This is a genomic window from Paractinoplanes polyasparticus (genome assembly GCF_019710575.1).
In the GTDB taxonomy this organism is placed as follows: domain Bacteria; phylum Actinomycetota; class Actinomycetes; order Mycobacteriales; family Micromonosporaceae; genus Actinoplanes; species Actinoplanes polyasparticus.
The window spans coordinates 45532-62189 of record NZ_JAHWFK010000038.1 but is presented as its reverse complement, the minus strand read 5'-3'; the positions used below and the strand labels follow the sequence as shown (position 1 = coordinate 62189).

9 protein-coding genes are annotated in these 16658 nt (G+C 69.4%); 4 read left to right on the top strand and 5 right to left on the bottom strand.

Going from position 1 to position 16658, the window contains the following annotated elements:
• Window positions 1–111: 111 nt before the first annotated feature.
• Window positions 112–966 carry an AAA family ATPase gene (locus KXC43_RS33250; protein WP_255645274.1) on the top strand — a complete coding sequence of 285 codons (855 nt, stop codon included), beginning with the start codon at window positions 112–114 and terminating at the stop codon, window positions 964–966.
• Between the two features lie 482 nt (window positions 967–1448).
• On the opposite strand, the gene KXC43_RS33245 is transcribed toward KXC43_RS33250, so the two are convergent.
• Genes KXC43_RS33245 through KXC43_RS33230 form a run of 4 tightly spaced genes read right to left on the bottom strand, consistent with a single transcriptional unit; the run spans window position 1449 to window position 7877 of the window.
• Entirely contained in the window at window positions 1449–2312 is an 864-nt protein-coding gene (locus KXC43_RS33245) for a patatin-like phospholipase family protein (protein WP_255645273.1), read from the bottom strand.
• A gap of 9 nt (window positions 2313–2321) precedes the next feature.
• Window positions 2322–5441, bottom strand: coding sequence for an ATP-binding protein (locus KXC43_RS33240; protein WP_221380173.1), 3120 nt, complete (start codon window positions 5439–5441; stop codon window positions 2322–2324).
• On the bottom strand, window positions 5438–6031 hold the full coding sequence (locus KXC43_RS33235) for a hypothetical protein (protein ID WP_221380172.1): 594 nt from the start codon (window positions 6029–6031) through the stop codon (window positions 5438–5440). Before KXC43_RS33235 ends, KXC43_RS33240 begins: the two co-directional genes overlap by 4 nt.
• Before the next feature lie 10 nt (window positions 6032–6041).
• A complete protein-coding gene (locus KXC43_RS33230; RefSeq protein ID WP_221380171.1) occupies window positions 6042–7877 on the bottom strand; it encodes a hypothetical protein in 1836 nt (611 codons plus the stop codon).
• A 226-nt stretch (window positions 7878–8103) separates the two neighbouring features.
• On the opposite strand from KXC43_RS33230, the gene KXC43_RS33225 reads away from it, so the two are divergent.
• From KXC43_RS33225 to KXC43_RS33215, 3 genes are all read left to right on the top strand, one after another.
• On the top strand, window positions 8104–9078 hold the full coding sequence (locus tag KXC43_RS33225; protein ID WP_221380170.1) for a hypothetical protein: 975 nt from the start codon (window positions 8104–8106) through the stop codon (window positions 9076–9078).
• Between the two features lie 186 nt (window positions 9079–9264).
• Window positions 9265–15294: a polymorphic toxin-type HINT domain-containing protein gene (locus tag KXC43_RS33220; RefSeq protein ID WP_255645272.1), complete on the top strand. Its 6030-nt coding sequence runs from the start codon at window positions 9265–9267 to the stop codon at window positions 15292–15294.
• 10 nt (window positions 15295–15304) lie between these two features.
• On the top strand, window positions 15305–16186 hold the full coding sequence (locus KXC43_RS33215) for a pentapeptide repeat-containing protein (RefSeq protein WP_221380168.1): 882 nt from the start codon (window positions 15305–15307) through the stop codon (window positions 16184–16186).
• On the opposite strand, the gene KXC43_RS33210 is transcribed toward KXC43_RS33215, so the two are convergent.
• Complete coding sequence (locus KXC43_RS33210) at window positions 16187–16633, bottom strand: hypothetical protein (RefSeq protein WP_221380167.1); 447 nt, start codon at window positions 16631–16633, stop codon at window positions 16187–16189.
• Window positions 16634–16658 lie beyond the last annotated feature (25 nt).

Here is a 16658-nt window from a genome sequence, read left to right as displayed (position 1 = left end):
GGTAAGCGGGGACTACCGAAAACCCCGCCAGCCGAGTGCCCCGCAAGGCAGCAACAGTCTCCTCGAGCCCCGCCACGGTAGGTCCCGCCACCACCTCATGATCCGTCCTGGATGCCGCACCTGTCAGCTCTTCGTCGAGTCAGCCGCACCGAACGCGACTCACGTCCAGTTGTGTCAGCCCCGCAGAGTAGGGATGGTGGGGCGGTGACACATCCCAGGACTGTCGTGCTCAACGGCGATCTCGGCAGTGGCAAGACGACCGTGTCGGTGATGCTGGCGGATCGGCTGGGGGTGCGCCGGATCAGTATCGGTGACATCTACCGCCGAATGGCCGCGGAGCACGGCATGACCGCGCTGCAGTTCAACCTGCATTCGGAACTGGACGACAAGATCGACAACCATATCGACCAGCTGCAACACGACGTCGCGGCCTCCGGCGAGCGCCTGGTGGTCGACAGTCGGCTGGCCTGGCACTTCTTTACCGGCGCGCTGAAAGTACACCTCATCACGGACCCGGTCGTGGCGGCCCGGCGGGTGCTCGGCCGGACCGGGGATCCGGTCGAGAACTATCGCAGCGTCGAGGAGGCTCGTGACCACCTTGCCGGCCGCAGTGAAAGCGAACGCCAGCGATTCCTGTCCCGCTACGGCGTCGACAAGACCCGCCTCAGCAACTACGACGTGGTCTGCGACACCACGAGCGCAGCGCCGGAGCAGGTTGTGATGCGGATCGTCGAGGCGCTCGAGACTCCCACCGGCACCCCGTCAGCGCCGGTGTGCCACCTCGATCCCGGCCGCGTCCACTCGACGGCGGCGACGGACGAGGACGGCGAGATCGTCGTGCGCTACCAGGCGCCGTCCTTCGTCGCCGTACGCGGTAACCGACGGTTGAGCGCGGCGCTGCGCGCCGGTGAAACCCTTGTGCCCGTGGTTCTCGCCGACGAGGACCACGGGGCCGAGATCCGCTGACGGCGGTCAGCGCCTCGTCGGGTTGAGGTCCAAGCTCCGCTACCTCGTGCAGTGAACCTCGGGGAGGACGTCACAGCTAACGTACGAGTACTACTTGAAGTGGGCGAAGATGAGTCCTCCACGCGCGAAGTGGGAGACCGTTCAGCCGATCGACGTCACGAGCGTGGCGACTGCTGTCACTGACGCGAATGCCCGCAGCCTGGTGAACATGCGAGTGGCATCCTTGCTGGGGTGCCACAGCCGAGGCATCCGCGCTACGCAGACGAAGGAAAGAACTGGAGGAAGTGCTCGAGGATGACGGCTCCACGGCACAGGCGAGAGCGGAGAAGCAACTCTCGAAGGCGGTGACGAGGGAGGTCCACTCGCCGAGCACGCCATCTTATTGAAGCGAATCGCAGGTATGGGGCTCGGTTGACAGTGGTACGGCATTGCACCCCGCGATGAGCAGATGGAGCCGATTCGGTGTTCGCAACCGGAGCCGCTCAATACCCCGCGTCGTCCAGGGCCTTGGTGGTCAGGTCGCGGCCGAGGGCTACCAGCTCGGCGGCCCGGCTGAAGTCCATGACGCTGCTGGCGCTGACCGGCACGGCGATGTGGATGTCGGGTGGCAGGCCGGCCATCCGGTAGCGGGCGATCAGATCCTGCATCGCGTCCAGGGAGAGGCCCAGCACCTGGCCGATGCGCAGGTCGTCGAAGACGCCCGCCGCGGGTTTGCGGGTGTGGAAGCGCTGGCGGAGGCCCTCGACCCACTGCGGCGCCGCCGCTGCGCGTACGGGGCTGGTGGGCTCCTGTGGCGTCCGGGGCGCCTGCAGCGACACGGCGATGGTCAGGTCGGCGCCGGAGGCGGCCGTGGGCTCGATGGGGACCGGGTTGAGCAGGCCGCCGTCGGCCAGCAGGCGGCCGTCGATCACCACCGGCGTGATGACGCCGGGGATCGCGATCGACGCCCTGACCGCCGTACGCAACAGGCCTTTCTGGAACCACACCTCGCGGCGCGCCTCGATGTCGGTGGCCACCGCCGTGTAGGGGATCGGGAGTTTCTCGATCTCGATGTCGGTGAGGAACTCGTTCAGATGGGTCACCAGGCGGTCGGCGCCGATCGCGCCGGCGGCGGCCCACTTGGGGTCGAGCAGGCGCAGCACGTCGCGCTGCTTGAGTGAGACCGCCCAGTCGCGGAAATCTTTCAGGCGGCCGGCGGCCATCACGCCGCCGACCAGGGCGCCCATCGACGAACCGGCCACGGCGCTGACCTCGAACCCGCGTTCCTCGAGCACCTCGATGGCGCCGATGTGCGCGAAACCCCGCGCGCCACCGGAGCCCAGGGCCAGCGCCACCCGTCGTGACATGCTCCGATGCTAACGGAGGGCCCTGACCAGGACCTCCTCGTCGGTGAGCGGACTGGCCGGATGAAACGAAAGACACATCGGCGTACGGATCTTCTCGGGCGAGGATCCCTCGAGCGCGATGTAGAACTCGCCGGAGGTCAGGGCGCCCACGTCCGGCACGTCGCCGCCCTTGGCCTTGGCCATCTCGCGGGCAGCCTCGATCTGCACCGGCGCGGTGATGCGGCCGAAGAAGTGGGTGGCGGCGTTGCCGGGGATGCGGTTGTGCAGACCCTTGGGGGCCTGGGTGGCGAACAGCAGGCCGAGGCCGTACTTGCGGGCCTGGGAGGCGAGGGCCAGGGTGCTCTGCGTGCAGGCGGTCATCGCGCCCGAGGGGGCGAAGTCCTGCGCCTCGTCCATCACCAGCAGGCCGAGCAGCGGGCGGTCGCGGGCCGGGTTCTTCTTGACCCAGGCGAACAGGCTCATCTGCAGCTGGTTGACGAAGCTCTGCCGGGCCTCGTTCGCGCGCAGGCCGATCAGGCTGATCACCGAGACGCGGGCGCGCTTACCGGGCGACGGGGTCAGCAGGACGCCGGGGTCGACCGGGGTGCCGCCGCCGCCGAACATGGGGTCGTTGTCCATGGCCGCCCGGAGAGCCTGGGCGACGTCAGCGGCGATCTTGTCGGCCTGGCGCAGCTGGCTGACGCCGTCGGGCAGGTCGGCCAGGATGTCCACCAGCCCGTCCATGGAACCGCCGCCGCGACGCCCGTAGTGCTCCACCGCCTTGCGCAGGACGGCGATGCCGAGCTGGGCCCGGGTGGTCCGCCCGACCAGATTGGCCCGGGGCGCGAGCGCGGCCACCGCGGACTCCACGGCCTCGGAGAACTCGTCCGGTTCGTCGAGCACCGCCGCGAAGTCCGGCAGCGGCTGGAAACTCAGCGGGCGGCCCGCCTCCCGGCGCGGCGTCCAGACCACGACCTCGGTGCCGGCGTGGTAGTCATGGGCGCGTTCGAGGTCCTGCACCGACCACCTGTCCGGGGGAGTGGGCCACTCGTCGCCCAGGCGGGCCAGGTCGTTGTTCGGGTCGAGCACGATGGACGACACACCGAGCAGCGCGCATTCCTCGATCAGACGCCGGATCAGCACGGTCTTGCCCGAGCCGGACGCGGCGAAGATCGCCGCATGCTTGCGAAGGGCCTCAAGACTCAGAGGTACGGAATTCTGGTCGTCCGACATCCCGGCGGTGAACCCGGCCCGCTCTTCCCGCCTCGGAGTGATCTGCTCATCGGCGACGGCTTCCGCCAACGCCTCCTTGAACAGCGTCAGCTGCCCGGTCGGCCGGTATTTGACGAGCCAGGCATGCAGCTCAGCCGGATTCTCCTCCCGCAGGTCCCGCAGCGCCGCCAGCACACGCAGGTCCTCGTCGTCGATCGACAGCGTCACCCCGCCGTCCCGCCGCACGTCAGCCAGGATCTCCTGGGTGCGCGCCGACGACGAGTACTCCCCGTTCCGAATCAGGAACAGCTTCCGCTTGGCCACCTCCGGATTCAGCCCCGCCGCGGTCCGAGCGCGCCGGATCCGATTCAGCACCGCATTCCCGTGGTGGGTGTCGCTGATGGCCCGGAACGACCAGTGCATCTGATCCTCGGTGCGCGTCTGGTCGAGCGAGTTCTCACGCTCCTCCTCCGTACGCTCATCGAGATCCCGCCGCAGCCGCGCGTGCAGATCAGGCTTGGCACTGGGCGGCGGATCCACACTGAACGCAGCCCCGCGGTCGCCCCGCTCGACGATCCACGCGTGCAAGCCGGCCGACAACAGCGCCGGGAACAGCGAGTCCTCGGTGTCGTGCTCGAGCGGCGACGTCACATCGGCGTCCCGCTTGAGCTGCTCGTAGCGAGCCTCGATCCGCGCCAGGGCCTCGTCCGGGGCCGCCGGCGCAGTGACCGAGGGCGCGACTTCGCGGCTCTCCGCCGGAGCCTCGTCCAGCCGTACCAGCTCACGCACCTCATCGGCGATGAGGCAGGCCCGGACGTGGCGGTCGATGACCACGAGCAGCCGCCGCGGCGTGTAGTTGATGGCCTCGATGAGCGCCTCGGGCCGCACCGGCCAGGTGGGGTAGGGCGGCTTGAACCCGGTGTCGGCGTACCGGGAGGCGAACCGCTTCTCGATGATCTGCCGCGCGATCTCGACCGTGCGGATGCCCTGCAGGGACGGGCACCGCCGGAACCGGTCGGCGAACGAGGCCGTGGCCCGGCTCTCGATCTGTTCCCACGTCGAGGTGAGGGTGGCGACGACCGTCACGGTCCGCCGGGTCACCTCGCGCAGGTCGGTGAGACCGCCGGCGATGTTGATGAGCGGTTCGGCCTTCTGTGCCTCGCTCGCCTGCTGCGCCAGGTCTTCCCGCACGGCCAGCTGGGCGATGGCCGTGTCGATCTGGTCGAAGGCGATCACCGACGGGCCGGTCAGGGCCAGCAGCCACGAGATCTCCCGTACGACGTCCTGGGGCTGGTGCCGGCGGCGGATTCCCCACGCCCGGAGCGACTCGGTGATCGGCTCACCGTCGAAGTAGCTGTCCGCCACGTCCTGCTGGTCCTCGTCGTCTGAGGCCCGCAAGGCCAGTGCCCGCAACGTGTCCCGGCATTCGTGGGCCACAAAGCTGTCGTACGCGCTCAGCCCCTCGGCGAACTGGTCGAGCGCCTCCCGCGTCAGCTCGGTCTCGCCCATCACCGCGCGGCGGGCCAGCCGGGGCGCGCCGATCTTCGACGAGAGCCGGCGCAGCAACAGCCGCAACTGGCTCTCGCTGCCCGGGACCGGCCGGGTCAGCCCGCTGAGCAGGAACACCAGCATGCCGTCCCAGAACGCCCGCCCGTCGAGCAGCCCGATCAGGAAGAAGTAGCCGCCCTGCTGCTGCACCTGTTCGCGCACCCAGCCCAGCAGGTGTGTCTTGCCCGAGCCGTGCCGGCCCTCCAGCACCAGGCCGATCGGGTTGGTGTCGGGGCTGAACCCGGCCTCGGCCAGGCTGTCGAGCACGTCCCGGACGACCGCCGGATGCAGCCCGTCGACGTGGAACGGCGAGGGCCGCCACACGTCGTCCGCGGCCTGCGCCCAGCTGAAGCGCAGCGCGGCCAGGGCAGCCCGTTCCTCCTCGGTCATCGCACGCCGATCGCCAGCTTGTGCCGTTCTTCCCCGCCGATACGAACGGCGGCGGCACGGTCCTCGTCGCCGAGGCGGTGCCGGTGCGGTTCGGGCTCGAGGCGCACGTCGTCCGATTCGAGCAGGCGCACCAGCGCGCGGTCCTGCTCGGCGCGCGAGACGCCGGCGAGCAGCGGCCGCAACTGCGCCAGGCCGATCCACTGCCCGGGCTTCGCGCTCAGGTCCGTGTACGCGCGACGGACGCGGTCCTCGACCGACACGGAAGTCGAGACCGACTGCCGGTTGAAGGTGCTCACGAGGGCGGCCCACAGCGCCTTCTCCGCGGGCGACCGCTTGGCCTTCGGCTCGACGACGTCGCTGTCGATCGACAGCTGCTGGTCGAGCAGTTTCCGGCCGTCCTCGGTCAGGTGATGCCGGTAGGGCCGGCGGGTGGTGTCCGAATCGACGTAGCCGGTGCCGTTCAGGCGCATGCAGGCCGCGCCGATCAGCGTCACACCGTACTGCCTGTTCAGTTCGGTGTTGGAGACCTGCCGGCCCTCGTTCTTGAGCAGGATCAGGAAGGCGTGGTCGGCCGAGCTCAGGTCGGGCATGAGAATCCCTTCACGGATGGATGGCTTGGACGTTCCGGCCGTCGGCGTGCAGGCCGAAGCCCCGAAGCTGGACCAGCCGCTCGGGGGTCGTGCTCTCGCCGGCCATGTAGAGGGCGACGAGCCGATCGGCGGCCCCCGCGGTCCCGGCGTTCAGCTCCGCTTTGAGTCGCGCCTCGTCGCGCAGCTCGAACAGCAGCGCGCACAGTTGCGGCCCGGCTTCCGGGTGGCCGTCGTCCGCCGCCGCCCGCAGTTCGGCCAGTTCCGTCTCGGCGCTCCCCTGACGCGGATGCACCTTGGACAGGCGAAGCTGCGCGGCCGTGTCCCCGGCCTGGGCGCGCGCTTCGAGCAGATCCCGCTCGCCCCAGGCCACGTACAGGTCGCACAGAGCCTCGGCCGCGTAAAGGTCACCCAGCTCGGCCCGCTTGCGGATCTCTCGTACGCAGCCCCGCGCTACCAGCAGGTCGACCAGGCGCTCGGCGGCCGGACGGTCACCGCGCTGGGCCCGCAGGCGCAGGTCGTCGCACTCGCCGCCGTCGAGCAGGATGTCGGCCAGCCGTTCCCGGGCCGCATGGTCGCCGGCGATCGCCCGGGGCCGGATCGCGTCCACCCGCCGGCGCAATTCGCGCGTACGGACCAATTGGCTCCGGGTCTGCTCGTCGGACCACTCCGCATCGAGCACGGCGACCGCGTCGGCGAACCGCCCCTGCCGGACGAACAGGTCAGCCAACCGCGAGGCGGCGCGGGAGTCGCGGAACTCGTCGACCAGTCGCCGCAACGCCCCTTCGGCGTACCGGCAGCGCAGCCGGGCGAGGGCACTCTCGGCCACATGCCACAGATCCGTCGAGCGGCTCAGCCGGGTCACCAGCGCCTGCCAGGCCTCGTGCGGCACAGTCTCGACGCGACGCACCCGGCGCAGATGCTGGGCGAGATAGTCGGCCACCGTATAACCGGCGAGCCGTCCCGGACGGCCACCGTCGGCCGGCGTCAACGCGGAAACCTCACCGAATTGCGGCCGGGTCGCATGCGGCAGCGCCTCGGGCAGCCACTCACCGGGCGACCGCACCCGTTGCCGCCCCTGCAGATACCCGGCCATCGCCTCGACCAGCAGCGACTCGGTCAGCGGCGACTGCACGCCCAGGCGGTGCGCGTCGGCCGCCGCGGTGATGATGGCTTTGACGTAAGGATTCACGGGTTGTTCCCAGCACATCACCAGCGCCGGACCGCCCGCGAGAGCCTGCGTCAGCCCGGTGTCACGGGTCTTCAACGCCCGCCGGATGCGGCTGTCCCGCCCGGCGACGGCCTCGGCTTCCTGCTCCTCCTGGTCGGTCAGGTCGTCCGGCACAGGGATGACGGTCGCCGCCTTGACGAGCCGGTGCACGTCATCGTGCCCGGCCGTCCAGGTGGCGTACTGATCGGGCCACAGCGTGCCGACAACCAGATTGCCGGCCCGGATAAGCGCGCGCACACACTCGGACGACAGCGGCGGCTCAGCCCCCAGATAGCGCTGCAACTCATCGAGCCACACCACACTCCGGCGCGGCGGGGCCCCCTTGAGAAAGAGCAGCTCCGCCGCGTCGGCCGGCTGCACCAGGGCCCACGTCGGCACCAGTTCGTAGACAGCCTCGTACAGCGACCGCGTCTTGCCCGTGGACGACCCACCCACCATGACCACGAACGCCCCCCGGTCGACCCCGTTCACCCCCAGCGCGTTACGCAGCCGAAAGTCGAAGTCCCGTGGCACATAGACCGGAAGGTCGTCGTCCCCCTCATCCCCCGGAATGGCACTGTGGATCCCCAGATCCCGCGGCGGCGCCTCGTCGACGCGGAACACCCCGCCCGTTTCCATCGCTCTCCAACCCCGGCCCGTTTCGCGGAGGGACGGCCAAACCCGAAAGCGACTACATCCTTCAGAGGAGATCTACCGCTTTCCTACCGCCGCCTTCACCAGCGCCGGGACCGCCGCAAGAGCACGCCGTCTCCCTGCTGGGCGTCAACTAACCTCGGATGATCGGTGGGCGGGACCGTCCGAAGTGACCACTGCGTTGCGGAACGTGGGGCCCTACGGTCTGCCGATGGCTGTTGCGTTCGAGTTGTGGGGGCAGCGTGGCTACCCGCACGCGAACATCGTCGGGGAGTCGCACTACGGTCCCGCCATCCGATCTCTGTTCGGGCAGGACTTCAAGGCGCAGGGCAGTGAGCTGACGCGGCCGGCCGTGTTGATGCCCGAATCGGGGAACTCGCACGACCGTCATGCCATCGGTGTGTGGGTCGACGGGCACCAGGTCGGGTATCTGGCGCGGGGGGACGCGGTGCGTTACTACCCGGTTCTCGTCGTGTTGCTGACCGGTGGGTGGGCGCCGCAGGTGAACGCTCGAGTGTGGGGCGCCGAGTGGGACGACAACGACGGTCGGGGTGCGACCTTCCGGGGATCGGTGCGGCTTGATCTGGCCGATCCGCACATGATCGTGCCGGCCAACCTGCCGCCGTCCGAGGGGCATCGGTTGTTGCCGTCGGGTCGCGCCATTCAGGTCACGGGGGAGAACAAGCATCTTCCCGAGCTGACGCCGTATCTGCGGCCCGAGGGGGAGTGCTGGGTTCACGCCACCCTGCACGAGATCGTGGAGCGGAGCGCCCGCACCACGCACTCGCTGGTCGAGGCGCGGCTCGACGGGATGCGGGTGGGTCAGCTGACCCCCAAGATGAGCGGCGAGCTGCTTCCGGCCGTCCAGCACCTCGCTGGACAAGGCCTGACCACCGCCGCCCGGGCGATCGTCAAGGGCAACCGCATCAAGGCCGAGGTTGTCCTCTACGTCGCCCGGGCCCACGAGCTGCCCGACAGCTGGCTCGGCGTCGCGCCGGCGGCCACCATCGAGGAGCGCCACGAGCACGGTCCCATCCCGCCGCCGCCCACGGGCGTGCGCTTCGCGGTGCCGCCGGGGTGGCCGACGCCGCCGGAAGGCTGGGTGCCGCCCGCCGGATGGCGGCCCGACCCGACCTGGAAGCCGGCACCGGAGAACTGGCAGTGGTGGGAGCTGGTATGGGAATGACCCGGCTGGGATGCATCCTCTACCTAGGGCGTTCAGGGGAGAGTTAAGGCTATTCGATCCATTGATTGACATGTGTCAATGGCGGAAGTGTGAGGCGCACTGCCATCGCTTCCACGGGGGAATGCCATGCGTGTGCCGCAGCGTCTCAGGCTGTGTTATTTACTGATTCCTATTCTCACGGCGGCCATGCTGGCCGCGCCGCCGCCGTCCGCCGCTTCCGCCGCTGAAGGGCAACCTGTTGCTCCGGCCGGGGCGGGGCCGGTCGACCGGGGGCTCCCGGCCTCCGCCGCCAAGAACCACGGGTTGCCGGCGGGACAGGTAGCGGAACCCGTCCCGCCGGCCACCGAGGCCGCGGGCGCGCCCAAGAAGGCCGCCGCCACGGCCAAGGCCGATCGGCGCGAGACCACGGTCAAGACCCTGCGCCTCAACGCCGAGCTCGCGCCGCCCACCCAGCCCATCGTGCGGCCCGGCTACCTGCTCGGCGACACCTCGCTGGTCGTCTACTTCAACGCCGAGATCGGGCCCACCGACCGCTGGTGGGCCACCGTCCGTGACGTCCAGTCGGGCGCCGAGCAGCGGTCGGTCGACCTGGGCCAGGCCGATCTGAACATCTGCTCGTTCCCGGCGACCTACTGCCGCAGCTTCGGCGCCGCCGAGGGCTGGGTCCTCGATCCTGCCCGCACCTACACGGTGACGGTTACTGTGGCCACGGCCGAGGGCGAGCTGAGCAGCCCGGAATCACAGCCGGCGAAGCCGCGCAAGGTGGAGACGCCGCCATCGGTTCCGGCCAGTCAGGCTGTCGGTTGTGGCTGCGCCACCGTGCTGGGCACCACCGTGCGGGCGCAGGCCTTCCGGGGTCAGATGGTCAACACCGGCACCGGGGCGTACAACCGGGTCGAGCAGGACTTCGCGATGCCGTCGTTCGGTATTCCGTTCCGGCTGGCTCGCTACTACTCGTCCGGGAACACCGCACGGGGGCTGTTCGGGCTGGGCTGGAGCTCGTCGTACGACGTGCGCATCGTGGCCGCCGACGGGGGCGCCGCTCGGGTGCGGGCCGAGGACGGGGCCGAGGCGGTCTACACCGGGGGCGCCGACGGCACGTACGCCGCGCCTGCGGGCGTACGGGCCAAGCTTTCCAAGGTTGACAGCGGGTGGCAGCTGGTGCCGCCGGACCGGCGGGTGCTGCGGTTCGATGCGGCGGGCAAGCTCGTGTCGGTCAAGAACCCGCGCGGGGACGGCGTGACGCTGACCTACACCGCGGCCGGGGCGCTCGACCGGGTCACCGACCCCAGCGGGCGTGTCGTCAAGTTCGAGGTGCGGGCCGACCTGGGCCTGATCACGAAGGTGACGATGCCCGACGGCCGCAGCGCGCAGTTCGACTACCAGGACGGGCGGCTGCTCAAGACGCAGGACGCCCGCCGCAGCGTGACCAGCTACGGCTACGACGCCGCCGGGCGGCTGACCACGGTGCACGACCCGCGCGGCACGCGTCAGCTGCTCAACGAGTACGACGCGACCGGCCGCGTGGGCCGGCAGACCGACGCGCTGGGCGGGGTCACCACCTTCGCCTGGGACGCCGCTCAGCAGCGGGCCACCACCACCGACCCGGACGGCGTCGTGGTGGTGGACGGCTACCGCGACAACGTGTTGCTGTTCAGCCGCAACGCCAACAACGACGTGGTCAACACGCGCTACGACGGCAAGCTGCAGAAGAGCCTCGTGGTCGACCCGAAGGGCAACCAGGAGGAGACGGCGTTCGACGAGAACGGCAACCCCCGGACGCGTACGGCGCCCGAGCCCTTCTCGTTCACGCAGACCAGCGACTTCGACGACCGCGGCAACCAGACCACCTACACCGACGGCCGCGGCCAGAAGTGGGTCTACACCTACAACGAGTTCAACGAGCTCACCAGCCAGCGCAACCCGGAGCAGAAGACCGGTTACAAGTACGAGTACGACAGCAAGGGCCAGGTGGTCAAGCGCACCGACCCGCGCGACAAGGCCACTGTCTACACGTACGACGCCGACGGCAACCGCACTTCCGAGACCACTCCGACCGGGCGCAAGACCGTCATGACGTACGACCGGACGGGCCGGATGAGCTCGGTCGTCGACCCGCGGGGCACGGTTTCCGGCGCCGACCCGGACAAGTTCCGGACCCGGTACGAGTACGACGCCGAGAATCAGGTCGTCGAGATGCGCGAGCCGGGCAAGCTGCTGCCGCACCGCTGGACCTTCGACGAGCTCGGTCAGCTCGCCGTGGAGACCGATCCGCTGGCCGGCAACACGATCTACACGTACGACAAGTCGGGCCGCCCGGTCCTCACCAAGGACCCCGTCGGCAACGTCAGCGCCACCGAGTACACCCCGGCCGGCCGGCGCCGGTCGATGACGCTCGACCCGGGCGGGCTCAACCTCACCACGAGCTGGACCTACGACCCCAACGGCCGGGTGGCGACCGAGGTCGCGCCCAAGGGCAACGCCGACGCGGCCCAGAAGGCGCTGTTCACCAGCACGTTCCACTACGACTTCAACGGCAACCTGGTGCAGGCCGACCGGCCGTACGGGTCGGGCGCGACCCGGGTCAAGGTGGACACCGCGTTCGACTCGCTGGACCGGCCGAACGAGCAGGTCGACCAGCTCGGCAACAGCACGGCGGTGCGCTACGACAACAACGGCAACGTCGTCGGCATGACCGACGAGAACGGCGAGTCGCTGACGAGCACGTTCGACGGGGCCAACCGGCGTACCGGAAGCGCCTCCTCGGGCGGCGGCGGCAACGCCGGCATCGAGTACGACGAGGTGGGCAACCCGACCCGGCAGACCACCCCGACCGGCGGCGTGATCACCTGGAAGTACGACGACGACGGCCGGCCCACCGAGATCACCGAGCCGCGCGGCAACGCCGAGGGCAACAACGCGGCCGACTACACCACGAAGTACGGCTACGACCAGGCCGGCAACCAGATCTCGGTGACCGACCCGCTCGGCAACATCACCAAGCAGTCCTTCGACGCCAACGACCGCGTGACCGCGGTGACCGACGCCAACAACCACACCACGAAGTACGGGTACAACGACAACGACTGGCTCACCTCGGTCACCGGGCCGGACGCCACGATCCTGTCGACGACCTTCCAGTACAACGCGAACGGCCAGGAGATCCGGCGCACCGACCCGTTGCTGCGCTCGACCTACATCGAGTACGACCGGGCCGGGCGCACCGAGGCGACCACCGATCAGCTCGGTCGCCGGCGGGAGCTGGTCTACGACGCCAATTCGCAGCTGGTCCAGGAGCGCACCGCGCGGTTGCTGCCGAGCCGGCCCGATCCGGACGGCACGATCTTCTACGGCTACGACAACGTGGGCCGGCTGACCAGTAAGAAGCTCGGCGAGAAGGGCACCCTCTACACGTACGGCTACGACGCCAAGAACAAGCTCACCGCGGCGGCCGATCCGACCGGCGTGCAGTCCTACCAGTACGACAAGACCGAACGGCTCACCGAGGTGGCCCGCGGGGACCAGGTCTTCGGTTACACGTACGACGCCGAGGACCGCATCGTCAACCGCAGCTACCCGGACGGCACCAGGATCGCCGCCGACTACGACGACGGTGACCGGGTCACGGCGCTGACCAGCAGCAAGGGCGGCACGAGCGCGCGCTACGAGTTCGGGTACGACGTCGCCGACAACCTGATCAAGACGACCTACCCGGCGTCCACCGGCGTGGTCGAGAACCGCGAGTACGACCGGGCCGGCCGCATGACGGGCATCGAGGCCACCAAGGGCGACACCACGCTCTCGGCCTTCGACCTGGTGCTCGACAAGGTGGGCAACCCGACCCGGATCACCGAGACCAAGGGGGAGCCGGGCCAGCCGACCAGCACCGAGGCGACCGCCTACACCTACGACGAGGCCGACCGGCTGACCGCCGAGTGCTTCGGGGCGCAGGCGTGCTCCGGCTCCAGCGCCTCGCGGACCGACTACACGTACGACCTGGTCGGCAACCGGACCACCAAGAAGGTGGCCGCGCCGGGCGACAACACGCTCACCAAGTACACGTACGACGCCGCCAACCAGCTCGTCGCCGAGGCGACCGCCGGCTCGCGGACCAGTCTGCGGACCTTCGCGTACGACGAGGAGGGCAACCAGACACGGGCCGGCTCGGACCAGTTCACCTACTCCCTCGACGCCCGGATGACCTCGGCCACCGTCAACGGCAAGGTCACCAACTACACGTTCGACGCGGTCGGCAACCGGATCCAGGCGGTCACCGGCGCCGGCGCCGAGCAGATCGTCCAGAAGTGGTCGTGGGACACCAACGGCCCGCGTGCCGTGCTGGCCGCGGAGTCGCAGACCAGCGGTGGCGCCACGCAACAGCGCAGCTACCTCTACAACCCCGGCGGTCAGGCGCTCGGGCTCATGGCCGGAGCGGCCGCGCACTCGTACCTGCACGACTGGCTCGGCGGTGTGTCCGGGGTGGTGTCGTCCGACGGCGCCCCGCAATGGTCGTACGACTACGACGCCTTCGGGGTCACCGAGAGCTCGAAGCTGACCGACGACGCGCCGGTCAACCCGCTGCAGTACACCGGCGCCTACCAGGATGTGACCCAGGGCGACCGCTACTCGATGGGCGCCCGCAACTACGACCCGGGCACGGGCCGCTTCGACTCCACCGACCCGGTGGCCCAGCCGCAGTCCGACCCGTCGGTGTCCACGTACTCGTACACCAACGCCCGCCCGACCGTGCAGACCGACCCGACCGGCGAGGACCCGGACAGCGGCGGGGTGTTCTACGGCAGCGTCACCGCGGCCGAGCACCGGATGAACAACCCCGACGCGGGCGCCGCCACCACCGACGCGACCGTGCCCGACGGCGGCATGGTCGAGGTCGACAACCCGGAGTGGCTCAACGCCAAGAAGCTGGTCGACGAGGCCGACGGCTTCGTCAAGCAGATCGGCGACGAGATCGTCAATCTCATCCTCGATCTGGTCGGCTTCAACGACGCCAAGGCCTGTATCACCGAGGGTGACATCGTCGCCTGCATCTCCACCGCGCTGCAGGCCGTGCCGTGGGGCAAGATGTTCAAGGCCGCGAAGGTGGCCATCAAGGCCGTCGGCGTGGGTCGCCGCCTGATCGACGCCTACAGCAACCTCAAGGCCGCCCGTAAGGCGCTGACCTCGATCCCGCAACGGATCAAGAAGATGGTCGACGCCCCGGTGACGGCGGTGAAGTCCGGCGCCGCGAAACAGGTCGAGAATACGGTCAAGGCGGCCAAGGACATCGGCGGCAAGGCCAAGGCGACCGCGAAGAACGCCGCCAACAAGGTCAGGAACAAGGCCAAGTCCTCCACCGAGGAGAGTTGCAAGGTAGCCAAGGGCGCCGGCAAGCGGCTGTCCAACTCGTTCGTCGCCGGCACGCTCGTCCTGCTGGCCGACGGCACCAGCAAGCCGATCGAGAAGGTGGAGCCCGGCGACACGGTGAAGGCCACCGACGCCAGGACCGGCGTCAGCAAGCCGCAGCAGGTCGTCGCGTCGATCACCGGCAGCGGCGACAAGAGCCTGGTCGAGCTGACGTTGGTGGGCGCCGGGGGCGGTGGGCCGTCCAAGGTCACCGCGACCGCGGGTCACAAGTTCTACAGCCCCGGCAAGGGCTGGATCATCGCCGACGACCTGAAGGCCGGGGACAGGCTCCGGGACACCGGCCGGCGCACGGTCACAGTCAAGGCCACGCACGACTACAAGGCCCGGACCACCGTCTACAACCTCACCGTCGACAGCACCCACACGTACTACGTGGAGGCCGGCGACAACCGGGTCCTCGTGCACAACTGCATGACGACCCAGGCCATCACGGAACGCCTGCAGGAGCACGTCGACGCGGTCGTCAACGACTTCGAGACGGGCGTGATCGGCCTGAGCCCGGGCCAGCAGGGCGCGGTCAAACGCATCGGTGCGCGGGACGGCCGCGCGAGAGGGACCGCGTTCTACGAGATGTTCCGCGGCGACGTGATCGACGAGGCCGTCAAGAAGAGGGTCGCGCAGGACCCGAAGCTCAACAAGATCCTGCACATCTGCGGCCGGGGTCAGGAATGCCCCGACTTCCACGCACCGGACCGAAACGTATGGTGGGACATGACCACCGACGGTGACTGGAACGCACACAGCAAATACACGAAGTTGTTCGGCCGGGGCATCCACCTGCCCACACGATAGGAGTCCTGACGTGGCGCGCAGGGAGCTGATCGACCGCTGGCGTACCGGGAGTCTCCGCACGGAGGTCCTCCGGCGGCTGGCCGACGGCAGCTCCCTGCGTGACCTCGAACTACCCGTCGCCGACGGCCTGCTCGACCTCCGGGGCTTCCCGGCCGGCGGCCTCGACTCGCAGGCCGCCACGATCGCCGGCGTGGATTTCCGGTACGCCACGCTGGCCCACGCCCACCTCGAGGACGTCCGGTTCAGCGGTTGCCGCTTCGACGGGGCCGACCTCGCCCGGGCGGTGTTCACGGACGGATCGATCACTCAGTGCTCGATGGTGCGGGCGACGCTGACGGAAACCCTGCTCGCCCGCACCACGTGGCACTCGGTCGACCTGACCGGCGCGAAGATGAAGTACTTCTCGGCCGAGCGCACCCACTTCGCGGGGTGCACCTTCCCGGCGCTGCCCAAGGCCGAGTTCGCCGGTTGCACGATCGAGGATTCGTCGTTCACCGGCGCGCTGACCGAGACGCGCTTCCTGGGACGGGCCCACGACAGCGCGGTGCTGCGGCGGGTGACCTTCACCTCGGCCGACGTGACCTACCCCGAGTTCGACGGCGTCGACTTCGAGGAGGTCACCTTCCCGCCGGGTGACGCGCTGATCGTCGTCCCCCGGAACTTCCGGGCCGTGGCCGACCGGGCCGCCGAGCTCTCTTCGAGCCGCGGCGACCAGGTCGGCAAGGATCTGCGGCAGTTCCTCTCCCGCGAGTCGCGGCGGCCCGGCCTGCGGCCGACGGCCGGCTGGGCCACGGCCCGGCACGTCCTCACCGACGACTACCAGGACGGCGAGGAACTGGCGGACTTCGCCGCCACCACGCTGCGAGAGGCTGAGCTGCTGATCCGGGACTGATCAGTCCGACGATTCGGCGTCGCGCCAGGCGAACGTGGTGCCGGCTCCTGTTCCGGCCACGACCAGCCGCGGGTCGGTCATGAGCTGCTTGCGGATCGACGTCCAAGCGCCCCGGAAACGGGCGTCGTCGATACCGAAGCCGGTCAGCGCCAGCTTGAGCTCTTTCCCGGTCATGGTCGCGGCCGACTCCTGCAGGAAGCGCAAAGCGACGGCGGGCGGATCCTGTTCGAAGGCGACTCGCAGGCCGTCCGGATCCGTCAGCGACTGGAATTCGAGGGACTCACGGACGGTCACCTTCTCGTAGTCGCCGAGATGAACTTCCTGCTCAGCGCCGGTGTCGTCCCATTTGACGGTGTATAGGTCGTCTTCCTGTTTGATTACTGTGCCGACCTTGATAGGTCCGCCTGTCACATAAGGAAGCCGAACGATGGCGGGCAGCTGGTCCATGATGAAACTGTAGTGGTCGGCCCTC